The following is a 16968-nucleotide window of genomic DNA, read 5'->3' as shown; positions in this document are numbered from 1 at the left end:
CGGTCGTCACGGATCCGAGGGGGGCCAAGGGCCCGCGGGACGGGCCCGCGGCGGCCCCTCCCTCGGTGCGCGGCACGCCGCACAGTGGCGCCGGGCCGGGATGTGCGCCGCGCCCATGGGGTCTGGGAAGGGCTTCCTACAGTTTCCAGCACGTCGGAGGAGGCCGACGCCCCGGGGGTAAGGCGACGGGCTCTCCACAAGCGTCCAGCCGCGCACCGAGAAACGGGAAAGCCCATGCACATCAGGAAATACGGGCAGGTCAGGAAGACAGGGATGGCCGTCGGCGCCGCCGCCGCGATCCTCGCGTTCAGCACCGCGTGCGTCGCGCCCGGGTCGGAGACCGGCACGGCGAGCAGCGCGCCCGCCTCGCAGGCCGCCCAGGGCGCCGACGCGCAGAAGCGGATCGCCTTCTTCGGCTTCGCCCGTGCGAACGCCTTCGCCGTCGCCACGTGGAACGGCATCGAGGAGTACGCCAAGGCCAACAACGCCACGGCCGAGTTCTTCGACCCGAACTTCGACGCCCAGACGCAGGTCCAGCAGATCCAGGACGCGGTCACCAGCAAGCGGTTCGACGTGTTCATCGTGCAGGCCAACGACGGCGCTTCCGTGGTGCCGGCGCTCCGGCAGGCCGTCGCGGCCGGGATCACGGTGGTGGCCGAGTTCACGCCGGTCGGGACCGCGTACGACACGGCCGACTCGCAGGTCCCCGGCGTGATCACGCTCGTGGACGTGCCCGCCGACAACGGCAAGAAGCTCGGCGAGCTCGGCGTCGAGGCGTGCCGCAGCAAGAACCTCAACCCCTGCAAGGTCGCGTACCTGGAGGGCATGAAGTCGCTGCCCCTGGACAACGCCCGCACCGAGGCTGCGGTCAAGGCCCTGGAGGCGGCCGACGGCGTCGAGCTGGCCTCCCGGGTGGAGGGCGGCTACACGCAGGAGGGCGGGCGCAAGGCCATGCAGGACGTGCTGCAGGCCCAGCCGGACGTCAACGTCGTCATCGGCAGCTCCCAGGCCATCGCCGGCGCGGAGAGCGTGGTCAAGGGCAAGGGCGTGCTGCTCATCGGCAACGGCGGCTCCCGCCAGGCGGTCAAGGCCGTCCAGGACGGGCGCTGGTTCGCCACCTACTACCTGCCGGAGAAGAGCGCCGGCGCCAAGGCCGCCGAGCTCGGCCTGGCCAAGGCCCGCGGCCAGCAGGTGGAGGAGTCCAACAGCGAGACCGTGCTCGCGCCGAACGACGGCAAGGGCACCAAGGAGGCGCTGGCCGGCGTCGCCGGCGAGTACGACGAGTAGGAGGAGCCGCCGGTGAGGATCGACCTTGAGGGGTTCGGCAAGTCCTACGGCGGCGTGCCCGTCCTGCGGGACGTGTCGTTCACCCTGCACGGCGGCCGGGTGCACGGCCTGCTCGGCGAGAACGGCGCGGGCAAGTCCACGCTGCTCAAGGCGGTGTGCGGGGCGGTGGCCCCGGACACCGGCCGCATCCTGCTGGACGGCCGGCCCATCACGGTCGGCTCGCCCAGGGACGCGCTGCGGCACGGGTTCACGCTCATCTCGCAGGAGCTGGCCCTGGTGCCGGCCATGACCGTGCTGGACAACGTGTATCTCGGCCGCTGGCGCAACCGGTTCGGCTGGCGCGACCGCCGCGCCGACCGGCGGCGCTTCGCCGAGCTGACCGAGCGGACCGGGTTCGAGCTGGACCCGTCCGCGCTGGTCAGGGACCTGCCGATCGCCGCGCAGCAGCAGGTCGAGGTGCTGCGCGCGCTGGCCTCGGGCGCGTCGGTCATCGGCATGGACGAGCCGACCGCGCTGCTGACCCAGAACGAGACCGAGCGCCTGCTGGAGGTCATCAGGCGTCTCGCGGCCGACGGCGCGGCCGTGGTGCTCATCTCGCACTTCCTGGAGGAGGTGCTGTCGGTCTGCGACGACGTCACCGTGCTGCGCGACGGCCGGCACATCAAGACCGGCCCCGCTGCCGAGCGGACGCCGCAGAGCCTGGTCGGCGACATGGTGGGCCGCCCCGTCGAGCTGCTCTACCCCGAGCCGCGGCCGGTGCCCGAGGACGCGCCGGTGCTGCTCAGCGCCCGCGGCCTGCGCCGCGGCACCGCCGTGCGCGACGTGTCGCTGGACATCCGCGCGGGCGAGATCGTCGGCATCGCCGGCCTGGTGGGCAGCGGCCGCTCCGAGACGCTGCGCGCGATCTTCGGCGCGGACGCGCCCGACGCGGGCGTGGTCGAGGTGGCCGGTCAGGCCGTCCCCGCGGGCTCCCCCGCCCGCGCGATGAAGGCCGGGCTCGCCATGGTGCCGGAGTCCCGCAAGGACCAGGGCCTCGTGCTCGGCCGCTCGGTCCGCGAGAACGTGGCGCTCGCCAGCCTCGGCAGCAGGCAGCGGGCCGGGTTCGTGAGGGGCGGGGCCGAGCGCGAGGCCGCCGGCGCCATGCTCGGCGGGCTCGACGTGCGCGGCTCCGACCTGGGCGGCCCCGTGTGGACGCTGTCGGGCGGCAACCAGCAGAAGGTGCTGTTCGGCAAGTGGCTCATGGACCGGCCCAAGGTCCTGATGGTGGACGAGCCGACCCGCGGCGTGGACGTGGGCGCCAAGGGCCAGATCCACCAGCTCCTGGTCGAGCTGGCCGCCGAGGGCATGGCGGTGCTGGTGGTCTCCTCCGAGGTCGAGGAGGTGCTGGGCCTGGCGCACCGGGTGCTCGTCATGCGGCACGGCCGCTTCGTCGGGGAGTTCGCGCGCGGCCGGGCCACCCCCGAGCAGGTCGTCGCGCTGGCCTTCGCCGACACCCCCGACACCGAACTTCCTGAGGAGAACCGATGACCGCCACCACCGCGGACGTCAAGGCGGACGTGAAAGCCGCGCCCGGCCGCTCGGCCCGGCTGCGCGACCTGGGGATCGTGCTCGGCGTGGTCCTCATCATCGTGGTGCTGTCGGTCAGCACCTCGACGTTCCTCACCACGGGCAACCTGGTCAACCTGCTCGACCAGGCCGCCGTGGTGGGACTGCTGGCCACCGCCGCCACCCTGGTGATCATCTCGGGGTCGTTCGACCTGTCGATCACCGCGGTGCTGGCCCTGTCGGCGATCGTCGCCGTCGCGGTCACGAACGTGGCCGGGGTCGGCCCCGGCATGATCGCCGGCGTGCTGGCCGGCGCGCTGCTCGGCATGATCAACGGCATCGTGGTCGTCCGGATCAAGGTGCACTCGTTCATCGCGACGCTGGCGCTCAGCATCATCTACCGGGGCGTGGCGGTGATCCTCACGGCCGGCGCGATCGTCTACCCGGCCGAGGACCGGGCCACCGCCTTCCAGGCGCTGAGCTGGCCGACCGTGCTCGGCGGGGTGACCGCGGCGTCGCTGCTGTTCCTCGCCGTGGTCGCGGTCTGCTGGATCCTGCTGGCCCGCACCACGTTCGGCCGCCGCGTGTACGCGATCGGCGGCAACGAGGAGGCCGCCCGGCTGTCCGGCATCAGGGTCGGGCAGATCAAGGTGGCGGTGTTCGCCATCAGCGGCGTGTGCGCGGCCCTCGGCGGGCTCATCCTGGCCGCCCGGGGCGGGTCGGCGCAGGCGAGCCTCGCCACCGGCATGGAGATGACCGCCATCGCCGCGGCCGTCGTGGGCGGCACCAGCGTCATGGGCGGCGAGGGCGCGATCTGGCGCGGCCTGATCGGCGTCCTGCTCATCACGCTGATCGGCAACGGGTTCAACCTGCTGGGCTGGGATACGATATATCAGCAGGTCGTACAGGGTGCGCTCATCCTCGGCGCGGTGAGCCTCGACCGGCTGCTGCGAGGCCGAAGGAGCTAGGTGGAGGGCGCGCGGATCGGGATCCTGCTGGGTGCGGGGCGCGCGCACGGCGCACTCGTCGGCGACGGCGAGACCCGCCACGCCACCGGTCCCAACGCGAGCGAGCGGGTCCTCGCCCGGATGCTGCGCGGCCTCGCGAACGGCGCCCGCGTCGGCTCCGTCACCTGGGACGTCTCCGCCGAGCTCGATCCCGCCCTGGCCGGCACGCCGGTCGCGGCCGTGCGCGTGGTGCCCCGGCTGCCCACGGGCGGGCTCGGCTCCGGTCACCCCTCCCCGCTGCTGCGGTCCCTGCAGGCGCGGCGGGGCGCGGTGATCGGCGGGCACGACCTGTTCGGCGTCGAGCTGGCGCCGCTCGACATCTACGCCGTCCTCGCCGAGGCCGCCGCGGCCCGCGACATCCCCGCGCTCGCGGTGACCGCGAGCGGCGCGCCGGGCTGCGCCGACCACGAGCTGGCCGCCGCCGAGCTGGTCCACGACACCCGCCCCGAGGCGCGGGTGTCGCTGTCGCACCAGGTGGGCGGGCTGGGGCTGCTCGACAGGGAGGCCGCCACCGTCATCAACGCGGCGCTGCTGGCGCGGGCCGCCGAGCTGGCCGAGCGGTGCGTACGGGTGGGCGAACTGGTCGGGCCGCAGGTGTCCACCTGGTTCGCGGCCGGCGACGGCGGGCGCATCTCGGCCGAACGGCTGCGGCTGCTGCCGGTGCTCGCGCTGGCCGCGTCGGAGGCGGCGGCGCTGACCGGTGCCGCCTGGCTGGCCGGGGCCGGGGACGCGCTGGTGGGGCTGGCCCTGCCGGACGCGCTCGCCGTGGGCCACGTCACGGGCGGCCTGCCCGAGGTGACCGTCGACCGGCCGGGGCCCGGCGGGGTGCGGATGGCCGTGCCGACCGCGTCACTGACCCGCATCCCCGGCTCCCCCGCCGCCTCGGCCGCCGCGTTCGCCCTGCTGGCCGAGCACGAACCCGACCAGGCGGTGGTGGCCGCCGGCTCCACCGGCGAGGCGGCCCTACGGGCGAGGGCCGTCGCCGCCCGGCTGCCCGCGCCGGGGCGGCTGGTGCTGCCCGGCGGCGAGCTCGCGGCCATCGGCGCGGCCTGCACCGAGCCGACGGCCTGGCTCGACACCGTCGTCTACGCCGAGTCGCGCGAGGAGCTCGACCGCCAGCGCGGCATCGCCGAGCAGCGCGCCCTGACGCTGGTCGCCGAGAGCGGCGCCCGGCTCGGCAGCGAGCGTGTGGTCAGCTCGCGGGCGGTGTCGATGTCGTTCCTGCGCAGCGGCTCCTACCGGCTGATGGTCCGCGCGGGCGGCGAGGCGGGCGAGGAGACGTGAGCGAGCGGCTGATCACCGCCGCCGACGTGCCCGCGCTGCTCGCCGGGGCGGAGTTCTTCTCCACCAGCGCGGCGGGCGAGGGCATCGACTTCGCCGGCGTCTGGCTCGGCGACATCCTGGCCCACACCGGTCCCGTACGCCTGGTCGCGGCCGGCGACCTCGACTCCGGCACCGTCTGCGCCGCCATCGGCGGCATGGGCTCCACCACCGCCATGGCCGAGCTGCCGCCCTCGGGCGCCGAGCCCGAGGCGCTGGCGCGCAGCCTGGAGGGCCGGTGCGGGCCGCTCGGCGCGGTGCTGCCGCTCAACGCCGCCAGCGTCAACGCGCTGTTCCCGGTGGCGGCGGCGGCGCTGCTCGGGCTGCCGCTCATCGACTGCGACGGCATGGGGCGGGTGTTCCCGCTCATCCACCAGACGACGTTCGAGCTGGCCGGGCTGTCGCTGGCGCCCATGGCGGCGGTCAGCGCGGGCGACGACTCGCTGCTGCTGGAGACCGGGTCGGCGCGGGCCGAGCGGCTGGCTCGGGTCGTCGCGCAGAGCGCCGGCGGGTGGCTGCTGTGCGCGCTCTACCCGACGCGGGTGGGCGAGCTGGCGGGGGCGGCGATCCCGGGCTCGATGATCCGGGTGCTGGATGTCGGCCGCGTCCTGCTCGCCCACGCCCCCGGCCGCCCCGCCTGGACCGGCGGCCCGCCCCACCCACCCTGGGAGAACGGGCCCACTTGGGAGAGCGGACCCTCGCCGGGCGGCGGACCCCCCTGGGAGAGCGGACCCTCGCCAGGCGGCGGACCCTCCTGGGAGAGCGGGCCCTTCTACGAGGGTGGGGCTTTCCGGGACGGCGGGCCGGGGCAGCGGGGGGTCGTGGCGCCGCACGAGCGGCTGCTGGCCGAGCTGACCGCCGTCACCGGCGCGAGCGTGCTCGGCGGCGGGCGGCTGGTCGAGATCGGGCCCTCGGTGCGCCAGGCCGCCGCGCTCTTCCCCGGCAACCCGGTGGGCCTGGCCGTGCACGACCACGACAGCGGCCGCCTGATCCGCATCGAGGCGCACAACGAGCTGATCCTCGCGCTGTCGGACGGCTCGCTGGCGGCGGCCGTGCCCGACCTGCTGTGCCTGCTGGACCGGGGCACGCTGCGCATGACCGGCCCCGGCAGGCTGACCGCGGGCGACCTGGTGGACGTGCTGGTCGTGCCCGCCGCGCCGCTCTGGCACACGATCCCCGGCCTGGCGCTCGGCGGCCCCGGCGCGTTCGGCTTCCCGCTGCGGCACCCGAAGGAGGCGAGCCGATGAGCAGCGTACGCGCCCCGCGCGTCGCCGAGCAGCTCACCGTGGACGAGCTGGTCAGGTACGGCCCGCTGGGCCGCGCCCAGATGCTGGTCGGCGAGGACCTCGGCCGGCGGGTGTCCCGCGTGGCGCTGGTGTCGGAGCTGGACCAGATCCGCTCGCACGGACCGGGAACGGTCGTCGTGCTGTCGGCCACGCTCGGCCACGGCGCCTGGATGGTGGAGTCGGCGCTCCGCCTGGCATGGGAGCGCAGCGCGTCCTGCCTGGTCAGCCCGGCCGAGGCGGGGCCGACGTCGGCGACGGCGCAGCTCGCCACGCGGATGCGGCTGCCGGTGTTCGCGGTGGGCGAGGACCCGGCCGCGTACGCGCTGGAGCTGGCCGCCGTGGTCGCCAGCCCCGAGGCGGCGCGGGCCCGGCTCGCGGCCCGCTGCGCGGAGCTGTTCGCCGAGCGCAGCAGCCCGCGCGGCATCCTCGGCGTGATCAACGCGGAGGTGCCCGGCGTGACGGCGGCGCTGCTGCTGCCGGACGGCCACCTGCTGGCCGGGCAGTCGGCGGCGGCCCGGGCCGAGCACCAGGTGCGGGTGGAGGTCCCCGGCCCGGACGGCCGCCGCTGGGCCGATCTCGTCGCCGGCCTGGCCGCTCCCCCGGCCCCGGCGTGGGCGGAGAGCGTACGGCTGATCCTGCGCCTGGCGCGCGCCCCGCTCACGACGTCGGTGGCGCGGGAGCGGGTGAGCGCCGTCTACGGCGCCGAGCAGGCGCGGGCCGCGCTGACGGCGCTGTTCGCCCGGCCGGGGCACGCGGTGGAGGCCGAGCCTGGTGTGGACCTGCCGGGCTGGCGGCTGGAGGGGCGGCACGTGGCGGTGTTCCTGCGTACCGATCCCGCGCTGGAGGGCGCCGGCCTGTCGCCGGGCGTGGTGTCGGCCTGGCAGGAGGTGCTGCCCGACCTGCCGCTCGCCCCGTGGCAGGACGGCTGGGCGAGCTGGTGGACCGAGCCGGAGATCGAGTCCGGCCAGGTCGCGGCGGCGCTGCGCAGGCACCTGGCCAGGATGCGCGTGCCGGTGCCGCTCAGCGCGGGCGTGGGCCGGGCCGCCGAGGGCGGCGAGGGGCTGCGCGCCTCGCTGGAGCAGGCGGTGCTGGCCGCTGGCGCGACGGTCCGGCTCGGGCACGGCGAGGTGCGCACGTTCGACGAGCTCGGCTACCGGGCGCTGCTCGGCACGCTGGGCCAGGCGGAGCTGGCCGCGTCGGCGCGGCTGGTGCTGGCCGACCTGCTGGCCGCGCCGGACGGACCGGTGCTGGTGGTGACGCTGGCCGCGGTGCTCGACTGCGGCGGCTCGACCGGGCGCGCGGCGGCGCGCCTCGGCCTGCACCGCAACACGGTGCTCGGCCGCGTGGAGCGCATCCGCGCCCGGGGCGTCGACTTCGACCACCCCGACCAGCGGCTCGCACTCCACCTGGCCTGCTACGCGCTCCTGCCCGAGCTCCAGAACGGCCAGCAGGCGACAACCCAGCAGCCGTAGGCCGACCGGCAGACAGGCCCGTCGGCAGAGGCCGGTCGGTCGGGGCGCGGACCGCCTGCCGATCGGCGCGGACCCGCGCGCGGACCCGCCGACAGACCGGCGCGCAGAACGGCGACGGCCGGCCCCGGAGCGCGATGCTCCGGAGGCCGGCCGTCGCTCCGCTGGTCAGGCGGAGAAGGAGTAGACCTCGCCGGCCCGCGTGGCCGAGACCTGGCCGTCGAGCACGTCGGCCCGGACCGCCTCGGCGTCGCGCTCGGCCGGGTCGCCGAAGCCGCCGCCACCACCGGTCTTGCAGAGGATGACGTCGCCCTTCTTCAGCTTCATGCCGTTGCACTTCAGCAGGCGGCGCTCGTCCTCCCTGCCCGGGTTGATGATGATCTCCGGCGGGGTGGCGTCGTGGCCGCCGAACAGGCCCCAGGCGGGTGTCAGCGACCGCTCGAACCACAGCGACACCGTGCAGTCGTGCAGCGCGGTGTACTCGCGGACCACGCCGTTGCCGCCGCGGAAGCGGCCGGCGCCGCCGGAGTCGGGGCGGATGGCGTACTCGCTGATCCGGAACGGGTAGCGGGTCTCGAACACCTCGACCGGGATGTCCTTGAGCGAGCCGTTCACGTTGTTGATCAGCGCGGTCTCGCCGTCGGAGCCGTCCCAGGCGCCCCAGCCGCCGAGCGTGGCCTCCAGGCTGACGTAGTCGCGCTTGGTGCGCGGGTCGGTGCCGGCCAGCAGGACGATCATCGAGTCGCCGTGGCTGGCCCCGGCGACCTTGTCCGGCATGGCGGGGGCGAGCGCCTTGGCGACCATGTCGATGAGCAGGCCGAGGTGCGAGAAGTACCACTGGCAGGCGGCCGGCGCCACCGCGCCGAACACCGACCCCTCCCTGACCTGGACGGTCATCGGGCGGAACGAGCCGCCGTTGCCGGGCACGTCGGGGCTGACCAGCAGCTTGTAGCCGACCCGGCAGGCCGAGACGGTCTGCGAGACGCCGCAGTTGACCGGGCCGACGGTCTGGTCGGCGGAGTCGCGGACGTCGAAGTCGATCTCCGAGCCGGACACCGTGATCTTCAGCCGGATCGGGATCGTCGTGTCCAGGTCGATGCCGTCGTTGTCGAGGCAGCCCTCGGCCTCGTACACGCCGTCGGGGATGGCCGCGATGACCTCGCGCTCCAGGCGCTCGGTCTGGGCGAAGATCTCGTCGCGGGCGGCGCGGAGGGTGTCCAGGCCCCACCGGCGCACGATCTCCTCCAGGCGCGCCTGGCCCATCTTGATCGTGGCGATCATGGCGTGCATGTCGCCACTGGTCTGGTACGGGAAGCGCACGTTCGTGGCGATCGTGCTCATCGCGCCGTGGACGTCCACGCCGCCCTCGACCAGCTTCTGCGGCGCGAGCCGCAGGCCCTCCTGGAAGATGTTGACCGAGTCCATGGAGCCGCCGGGGTCCTTGGAGCCGACGTCGATCCAGTGGGCGCGGGTGGCGGTGAAACCGACCAGCTCCTCGTCCACGAAGACGGGGCCGAAGATGGTCACGTCGTTGAGGTGGGTGCCGCCGAGGTAGCTGTCGTTGAGGATCCACACGTCGCCCGGCTGCCACACCTCCCGCCCGAACTGCTCCTCGGTGGCCTTGGTGCAGGTCTCCAGGTTGCCCAGGAAGATCGGCAGGCCGGCGGACTGGCCGAGGACCTGGTGCTGGTCGTCCAGCAGGGCCACGACGCAGTCGCCGCACTCGTAGATGATGGGGGTGTACGCCGAGCGGATGAGGGTGGCGTTCATGTCGTCGGCCGCGGCGGCGAGCGCGTTGCGGATGATCTCGACGACGACCGGGTCGACGGTCTGGGCGTCGGCGGCCGGGGCCCCGGAGGTCTGGGCGGGGGTGGTCTGGGCGGGGGTGGTCACTGCTCCTCCTCGGTGTTGCGAACGACCAGCGAGCCGATGGGGTCGACCGACACCGAGAAGCCGGGCGGGACGACCGTGGTGGCGGTGCTCTCCACGATGATCGCCGGACCCTCGAAGGAGTGGCCGGCGGACAGCGCCTCGCGGCGCACCAGGATGGTCGGGCGGGCCTGCCCGTCGAAGACGACCTCGCGCGTCTCGTGCGCGAAGTCCGGCCCCTGCGCCTCCCCGACCTGCTCGGCGGCGCCGCGGCCGAGGTCGCCGAAGGCGGTGGTGCGCAGCGTCACGAACTCGATGGGCGCGCCCAGGTTGGCGTGGCCGTAGCGGGTCTCGTGCTGCTGGGCGAAGCGCTTGGCGATGACCTCGACGAAGCCCTCGGCGGCCGGCTCGTCGGCGTCGGACAGCGGCACGGTGAGCGTGTACTCCTGGGCCGCGTAGCGGATGTCCACGGCGTGCTCGACGCGGCGGTTCTCCTCCGGGACGCCCTCGCCGGCCAGCGAGGCGAGGCCCTCCTCGGCCATGCCGCGCAGCCTGGCGGCCATGTCCGCGCCGTCGAGGTCGGCGTCGAGGTGGAAGTAGGTGTCGGAGAAGTCCTTGCGGATGTCGGTCTGCAGCATGCCCCAGGCGGAGAACGCGCCCGGGAAGCGCGGCACCACGACCTCCTTGATGCCCAGCTCGCGGGCGAGGAAGACGGCGTGCATCGGACCGGCGCCGCCGAAGGCGACGAGCGTGAACTCGCGCGGCTCGATGCCCCGCGAGACGGTGATCGTCCTGATGGCCTGGGCCATCTTGGCGTTGGCGACGTCGCAGACGCCCTCGGCGATGGCGAGGGTGTCCAGGCCGAGGCCCTGGCCGACGGTGTCGAGCGCGCGGCGGGCCGCCTCGGTGTCGAGGTCCAGCGTGCCGCCGGCGAACCAGTCGGGGTCGATGCGGCCGAGCACGAGGTTGGCGTCGGTCACGGTCGGCTCGGTGCCGCCGCGGCCGTAGCAGGCCGGGCCGGGGGTCGCGCCGGCCGAACGCGGTCCGACGCGCAGGCCGCCCGCCTCCAGCCAGGCCACCGAGCCGCCGCCGGCGCCGATGGTGTGGATGTTGACGACGCTCATGAGCATCGGCAGGCCCTCGATGTTGGCCTCGGGCGAGATGTCCGGCTGGCCGTCGATGACCAGCGACACGTCGAACGAGGTGCCGCCCATGTCCACGCCGATGAGGTTGGGCCGGCCGATCGCGCGGGCCAGCTCGACGCCGCCCATGGCGCCGCCGACGGGGCCGGACAGCAGCGTCTGCAGCGGGCGGCGGCGGGCCGACTCCGCGGTCAGGATGCCGCCGGAGGACTGCATCACGTGCATCGGCACGGTGAGCCCGCGCTCCTTGAGGTTCGCCTCAAGGCGCTCCAGGTAGCGGCGCACGACCGGGCCCGTGTACGCCTCGACCACGGCGGAGGAGGTGCGCTCGTACTCGCGCCACTCCTTGGCGGCCTCGTGCGACAGCGACACCGTCACCTCGGAGCCCAGCTCCTCCAGCAGGATCTCCCTGGTGCGCAGCTCGTGCGCCGGGTCCAGGTAGCTGAACAGGTAGGCCACCGCGATCGCGCCGAACCCGCCCTCGCGGTAGCGGCGGGCGGCCTCGCGCACCGCCTGCTCGTCCAGCGGCTCCAGCTGCTCGCCCGCGGCGTCGAAACGGCCGCCGATCTCCACGATGTCGCGCTTCGGCACCAGCGGCTCGGGCTTGCGGAAGTGCAGGTCGTACAGGCGGGTGCGGGGGCCACGGGCGATGTGGTACGTGTCGCCCGCTCCCTTGGAGGCCAGCAGCAGCACCTTGACCCCGCGCCGTTCGAGGAAGGCGTTGAGTCCCTGGGTGGTGCCGTGCACGGTGAACGAGATGTCACGGGGGGAGTCCACCAAGGACTCCAGCGCGGTCAGCACACCCCTCGTCAGATCGTCGGGCGTGGTGGACGACTTGCCGACATGGTAGCGGCCGGTCGTCTCGTCGTACCCGATGACGTCGGTGAACGTGCCGCCGATATCCATGGAGACCCGGTATCGGCTCATGAGCGAGCTCCTCTCTAGCAAGGCGGTGACGCGACCGTAGCCCGGTCACGGTCGCCGTGGGTGTGCGCGGCGACCACTCCCCCGGCGGTTCACCGTGCCCGGGGCCCTGTCGGGGGGTGCGGGGCTGCGGCAGACTGGCGCGGCAGCCGAGCCGAGACGGGGGGAGACGCGCGTGGCCGGGCCGCCGTACCTGGGAGACGAGCAGATCCGGCGCATGTTGCCGATGGAACACGCGGTGATGGCGCTGGAGGCGGCCTTCCGCGCGGGACCTCCCGGTCCCGACGCGCCCGCCGCCCGCGCCGGGCTGGGGGGCGGCGAGCTGGTGCTGTCGGCGGGCGAGCGCGGCCGGTGGGCCGCCGCCCGCCTGACCGCCGCCCCCGTGTCCCGCCCCCTCCCCTCTCCTGAACCCGGGCCTGGGGACGACGCGGTGTTCGTCGTGTTCGACGCGGACGAGCTGCGGCCGCGGCTGCTGCTCGACGCGCGGGCGCTCGCCGTGCTGCGCGCGGCGGCGGTGAGCGCGCTCGCGACCCGGCACCTCGCCCAGGCCGACGCCCGGCGGCTGGTGGTGCTCGGGACGGGGGCCGACGCCCGCGCACACGTACGGGCCATGCTCTCGGTACGCCAGCCCGACGAGGTGCGCGTCGTCGGCCCCGACGCCCGCCGGGCCCGCCGCCTGGCCGAGGAGCTGGACGCCGAGCACGGCGCGAAGGTCGTCCCCGGCGACCCTGACGACGTGGCCGAGGCGGACATCGTGTGCGTCTGCCTGCCCGGCCCGCTGTTCCCGGGACCGGCTCCCGGGCCGGGGTCGCACGTCAACGTGATCGGCGGCCGGACGCCGGAGCCCGGGAGCCGGCGGCCGTACGTGGTGGGCGAGCACGCGGGGATGCCCGGCTGCGACACCGACCTGCACCACGTGCTCACCGGCGAGGGCACGCCGCCGCCCGGCGCGCCGACGTTGTTCACCTCCTCGGGGCTGATCGCCGAGGATCTGGTCCTGGCCGCGGAGCTGGCCGCCAAACTCGGCTGAACCCGGGCGGCGCCGCCCGCGTACCCTCCTACATGCGCTTCAGGATGACCACGGCGGCCCTGCTGACGACCCTGCTGACGGCGGCGGCCGGGTGCGCCGCGGCCGGCGCCGATCCGGGCTACTCGCAGGCCGACGTGCGCTTCAACCAGCAGATGATCACCCATCACCGCGAGACGATCCACCTCGCCGGGCTGGCCGTCGAGCGCGGCTCCGGCGCGTACGTACGCGAACTCGGCGCCGAGCTCATCCCGAAGGAGCAGGCCGACATCAAGGCGATGTCGGACTGGCTCACGTCCTGGGACCAGCTGGTGCCGAAGGAGGAGACCTCGACGGCGGGCGCCGAGCTGAAGGCCGGGCCGGGCTTCGACCGGGGCTGGCTGACGCTGGTGTCCAAGCATCTCGAACACGGCATCCACATGGCCGAGGAGGTGAAGGCGGGCGGCGTGCACGGGCCGACGCACGAGCTGGCCGACCGCATCGTCAAGGCGCAGACCGAGGAGATCGCCGAGATCGCCGGTCACCTGGACTGAGTCGCCTGGACTGAGCCACCTGGGCCGAGAGGCCCCTTCTGACAACGATTCCCACGTCTGTGCCACACGGTCGTAAGATCGTCCGCGCGCCTCGCCCCGGGGGCTCGACGTGAGGAGTTAACCGCATGGAACGCAGACGTTTTCTCGCCCTGGCCGGCGCCGCCGGCCTGGCCGCCGCCGGGTCCGCGAGCCCGGCGCTGGCGGCGAGCTACCCCTTCTACGACGCGGGCGTCACCGCCGAGGCGCACGCGAAGCTGGGCGAGCTGGCGCCGTACGGGGTGACGGCGTTCGCGTTCACGCCGTCAGGCGGCTGGGTGGTCGTCACCCAGGACGGCCGCTACTTCGCCCGGGGCATCCCCGACGCCTGCTTCACCGAGCTGGGGGCGCTGTCCAAGGCGGGCCGGCGGATCCACTGCCTGGCCTTCCCTCCGGAGGGCGGCGACCGCTGGGTGATCACCACCGACAAGGGCGTGTCGGCGCGCGGCCTGCCGGCGGCCTGCCTGGACCGGATCAAGTCCTACTACGCCGCCGGGCAGCAGGTCGTGGACGTGGCGTTCCCGCCCGCGGGCGGCGACCGGTGGGTGGTGACCGCCACGAACGCCTTCTACGCCAAGGGCGTGGACGACGAGTGCTACCAGATGATGCGCAACCTCACCCAGGGCGGCCGCAAGCTGACCCGGGTCGCTTTCCCGAAGGCGGGCGGCTGGGTGGTGGTCGCGCAGGACGAGTACTTCGCGCGCGGCATCCCCGACGCCTGCTTCACCAGGATGGGGACGCTCGCGGGCGGCGGCTGGCAGGTGCACACCGTGGCGTTCGCGCCGGGCGGCGGCTGGGTGCTGAGCACCCGCGGCAAGGCGCCCGCGCTGCCCGCCGACAAGGTGCGCCAGGTCGAGAACAAGGTCGGCGGCGCGACGCTCTGGCAGCGCATGAGCGCCTACCACACGCCGGGCGTCACGGTCGCCGTGGTCGTCGGCAACAAGATCGCCTGGTCCACCGGCTACGGCCGGCTGGAGGCGGGCGGCGCGGCGGCCGCCCATCCGGAGAGCGCGTTCCAGGCCGCCTCGATCAGCAAGGCGGTGACGGCGCTCGGCGTGCTGCGCCTCGCGCAGACCGGCGGCCCGGCGCTGAGCGCCGACGTCCGCCCGCACCTCGGCTGGACGCTGCCGCAGCGCGACTGCGTGACCTCCACCGCGGTCCCGACGATCGACCGGCTGCTCGCCCACCGGGCCGGCGTCGTCGGGCGCGGCTCGACCTCGCCGGCCGGCGCCTGCTCCGGGTTCGCCTCCGGCGGCGGCGGCTTCGCCGGCTACGGCCCCGACGCCACCGTGCCGACGCTGCTGCAGGTCATGAACGGCGAGGGCAACTCGCCGAAGATCGAGCTGACCACCACGCCCGGCGCCGAGTACCACTACTCCGGCGCGGGCTTCGTGCTGCTGCAGCGCATGCTGGAGCAGCGGACCGGCGGGACGCTGGCGGACTACATGCAGAGGGAGGTGTTCGCGCCGCTCGGCATGACGACCAGCTCGTACGCCCTCACGCCCGCCTTCGAGCTGGCCTCCGGCCACACCGCGGCCGGCGCCGTGATCCCCGGCAAGCGCAACCGCTACCCGGAGTCGGCCGCCGCCGGCCTCTACACGAACGTCCTCGACCTGTGCCGGCTGGTGTCCTGGCTCAACCGGGCGTACACCGCCTCCGGCGACGTCGCCGGTCCGCTCAGCAGGGCGTCGGTGCGCACGCTGCTGTCGGAGGGCCCGCAGCCGGGCATGGGGCGCGGGCTGTTCCTCGCGGGCGCGGGGACCGACGGCTTCTCCTACAGCCACGACGGCTCGAACTACGGCTTCCGCTCGCTGTTCCAGGGCTATCCGAAGCTCGGGGCGGGGTTCGCCGTCCTCGCCAACGGCAGCGACGCCGGCCTGGTGAACGAGATCGCCGCCGCGATCAAGAAGGTCTACGGCTGGCCGTAGGAGGACCGGCGGACGCCGAGGGCGGCCACCACGGCGGCCGCGGCGCACACGACCGCCGTGACGAGCGCGGCCGTGTGGACGCCGTTCATGAACGCCTGGTGCGCGCCCTCGGTGACGGCCGCCCGCAGCTGCGCGGGCATGTCCGGCGTCACCGGGGCGACCCCCATCGCGACCGCGTCCTCGGCCGCGCGGAACCCCTCCGCGCCGGGGACGCCGACCGCGGCGAGCTCGCCGGTGAGGGTGCCGGAGACCCGGCTGCCGATCAGCGAGACCAGCACCGAGGTGCCGAGCGCGCCGCCGATCTGGAGCGCGGTGCTCTGCAGGCCGCCCGCGACGCCGCCGTCCCTGACGGGCGCGTTGCCGACGATGGCCTCGGAGGAGGCGGCCATGACCATGCCGACGCCGAGGCCGAAGGCGACGAACGGCGGCCACATGGCGTGGTAGGACGAGCCGGCCGACAGCAGGGCCAGCCCGGTGGCGGCGGCGGCCTGCAGCAGCATGCCGAGCGGCATCGACACCCGCGCGCCGAAGCGCCCGGTGACGGCGGCGCCGAGCGGCGCGGCCACGACGGAGGCGACGCTCAGGGGCAGCGTGTGGACGCCGGCCTCCACGGGGCTGAGACCGCGGACGTTCTGCAGGTAGAGCATGAGGTAGAAGATCGAGCCGAGCAGCGCGAAGAAGTTGATCGCGGTGATGACGGTGCCGATCGTCAGCGTCGGGTTGCGGAAGAGCCGCATCGGCAGCAGCGGGTGCTCGCGGCGGGTCTCGTACCAGCAGAAGAGGGCCAGCACGAGCAGGCCGGCCAGGCCGCAGCCGAGCGTCCTCGCGTCGGTCCAGCCCCACGTCTCGCCCTTGACGACGGCGAAGACGACGGCGACCAGCCCGGCGGCGAGCAGCAGCACGCCGCCGGCGTCGAAGCGGTGGTGGCCGGTGGAGGTCCTGGTCTGCGGCAGGACGAGGGCCGAGACGACCAGGGCGAGCAGGCCGATGGGGGCGTTGATGAAGAAGACCGACTCCCAGGAGACGTGCTCGACGAGCAGCCCGCCCACGATCGGGCCGAGCGCGGTCGAGACCGAGGAGACCATGGCCCAGATGCCGACGGCCATGCCGAACCTGCGGGGCGGGAACACCGCGCGCAGCGTGCCGAGCGTGTTGGGCATGAGCAGCGCGCCGAAGAAGCCCTGCAGCGCGCGGAAGGCGATGACGCCCGCGATGGAGCCGGACAGGCCGATCGCGACCGACGCGAGCGTGAACCCGGCCACGCCGATCAGGTAGTACGTGCGGCGGCCGTAGCGGTCGCCGAGCTTGCCGCCCAGGATGAGGGCGGCGGCGAGGGCGAGCAGGTAGGCGTTGGTGACCCACTGCAGGTCGGCGGTGGTGGCGCCGAGGTCCCTGCCGATCTCGGGGTTGGCGATCGACACGACGGAGCCGTCGAGGCCGACCATGAACAGGCCGAACGCGACGGCGACGAGGCTCCACCACGGGTTGGCGCGCACGCCCCGGGGCGGCGGGCTGTGGGCGGGCGCGGTGACAGTGTCGGTCTGGTGTGCGGACATGCGGAGCTTGGTCCCTGTCTTTCGTGGAACGTTCCAACC

At 74.5% G+C, this 16968-nt stretch carries 12 protein-coding genes; 9 read left to right on the top strand and 3 right to left on the bottom strand.

Annotated features, from left to right (window positions below):
- Positions 1–234 precede the first annotated feature (234 nt).
- From ACBR40_RS01850 to ACBR40_RS01825, 6 genes are read left to right on the top strand one after another with little or no spacing between them, the layout of a single operon-like run.
- Entirely contained in the window at positions 235–1287 is a 1053-nt protein-coding gene (locus ACBR40_RS01850) for a sugar ABC transporter substrate-binding protein (protein WP_344215186.1), read from the top strand.
- 12 nt (positions 1288–1299) lie between these two features.
- A complete protein-coding gene (locus ACBR40_RS01845) occupies positions 1300–2814 on the top strand; it encodes a sugar ABC transporter ATP-binding protein (RefSeq protein WP_371247123.1) in 1515 nt (504 codons plus the stop codon).
- Positions 2811–3800, top strand: coding sequence for an ABC transporter permease (locus ACBR40_RS01840; protein ID WP_344215190.1), 990 nt, complete (start codon positions 2811–2813; stop codon positions 3798–3800). Before ACBR40_RS01845 ends, ACBR40_RS01840 begins: the two co-directional genes overlap by 4 nt.
- The gene (locus tag ACBR40_RS01835; protein WP_371247122.1) at positions 3801–5123 is read left to right on the top strand and encodes a hypothetical protein; all 1323 of its coding nucleotides are present in this window, start codon (positions 3801–3803) and stop codon (positions 5121–5123) included.
- On the top strand, positions 5120–6406 hold the full coding sequence (locus tag ACBR40_RS01830; RefSeq protein ID WP_371247121.1) for a DUF917 family protein: 1287 nt from the start codon (positions 5120–5122) through the stop codon (positions 6404–6406). The genes ACBR40_RS01835 and ACBR40_RS01830 overlap by 4 nt, the downstream gene beginning before the upstream one ends.
- A complete protein-coding gene (locus ACBR40_RS01825) occupies positions 6403–7917 on the top strand; it encodes a PucR family transcriptional regulator (RefSeq protein ID WP_371247120.1) in 1515 nt (504 codons plus the stop codon). Before ACBR40_RS01830 ends, ACBR40_RS01825 begins: the two co-directional genes overlap by 4 nt.
- A 165-nt stretch (positions 7918–8082) precedes the next feature.
- Here ACBR40_RS01825 and ACBR40_RS01820 read toward each other — a convergent pair whose 3' ends face one another.
- Both ACBR40_RS01820 and ACBR40_RS01815 read right to left on the bottom strand, forming a co-directional pair.
- Positions 8083–9807, bottom strand: a complete 1725-nt coding sequence (locus tag ACBR40_RS01820; RefSeq protein WP_371247119.1) for a hydantoinase B/oxoprolinase family protein — start codon at positions 9805–9807, stop codon at positions 8083–8085.
- Positions 9804–11852, bottom strand: coding sequence for a hydantoinase/oxoprolinase family protein (locus ACBR40_RS01815; protein ID WP_371247118.1), 2049 nt, complete (start codon positions 11850–11852; stop codon positions 9804–9806). Before ACBR40_RS01815 ends, ACBR40_RS01820 begins: the two co-directional genes overlap by 4 nt.
- 172 nt (positions 11853–12024) lie before the next feature.
- Between ACBR40_RS01815 and ACBR40_RS01810 the strand changes: the two genes are divergently transcribed.
- From ACBR40_RS01810 to ACBR40_RS01800, 3 genes are all read left to right on the top strand, one after another.
- A complete protein-coding gene (locus ACBR40_RS01810) occupies positions 12025–12879 on the top strand; it encodes a hypothetical protein (RefSeq protein WP_371247117.1) in 855 nt (284 codons plus the stop codon).
- Between the two features lie 32 nt (positions 12880–12911).
- Positions 12912–13409: a DUF305 domain-containing protein gene (locus tag ACBR40_RS01805; protein WP_371247116.1), complete on the top strand. Its 498-nt coding sequence runs from the start codon at positions 12912–12914 to the stop codon at positions 13407–13409.
- Between the two features lie 125 nt (positions 13410–13534).
- Entirely contained in the window at positions 13535–15373 is a 1839-nt protein-coding gene (locus ACBR40_RS01800) for a serine hydrolase (RefSeq protein ID WP_371247115.1), read from the top strand.
- On the opposite strand, the gene ACBR40_RS01795 is transcribed toward ACBR40_RS01800, so the two are convergent.
- A complete protein-coding gene (locus tag ACBR40_RS01795; RefSeq protein ID WP_371247114.1) occupies positions 15358–16929 on the bottom strand; it encodes an MFS transporter in 1572 nt (523 codons plus the stop codon). The genes ACBR40_RS01800 and ACBR40_RS01795 overlap by 16 nt on opposite strands.
- Between the last annotated feature and the right edge of the window lie 39 nt (positions 16930–16968).

Origin of the sequence: Nonomuraea sp. AD125B (assembly GCF_041402765.1) — a bacterium.
Taxonomy (GTDB): Bacteria; Actinomycetota; Actinomycetes; order Streptosporangiales; family Streptosporangiaceae; genus Nonomuraea; species Nonomuraea bangladeshensis.
Note: the sequence above shows the minus strand (reverse complement) of the source record. Positions and strands in the feature narration are given on the sequence as shown.

What these genes read in the sequence shown, in the direction of transcription:
- ACBR40_RS01850 (WP_344215186.1), top strand. Translation starts at nt 235, where the DNA reads ATGCACATCAGGAAATACGGGCAGGTCAGGAAGACAGGGATGGCCGTC.
- ACBR40_RS01840 (WP_344215190.1), top strand. Translation starts at nt 2,811, where the DNA reads ATGACCGCCACCACCGCGGACGTCAAGGCGGACGTGAAAGCCGCGCCC.
- ACBR40_RS01825 (WP_371247120.1), top strand. Translation starts at nt 6,403, where the DNA reads ATGAGCAGCGTACGCGCCCCGCGCGTCGCCGAGCAGCTCACCGTGGAC.
- ACBR40_RS01815 (WP_371247118.1), bottom strand. Translation starts at nt 11,852, where the DNA reads ATGAGCCGATACCGGGTCTCCATGGATATCGGCGGCACGTTCACCGAC.
- ACBR40_RS01805 (WP_371247116.1), top strand. Translation starts at nt 12,912, where the DNA reads ATGCGCTTCAGGATGACCACGGCGGCCCTGCTGACGACCCTGCTGACG.
- ACBR40_RS01800 (WP_371247115.1), top strand. Translation starts at nt 13,535, where the DNA reads ATGGAACGCAGACGTTTTCTCGCCCTGGCCGGCGCCGCCGGCCTGGCC.
- ACBR40_RS01795 (WP_371247114.1), bottom strand. Translation starts at nt 16,929, where the DNA reads ATGTCCGCACACCAGACCGACACTGTCACCGCGCCCGCCCACAGCCCG.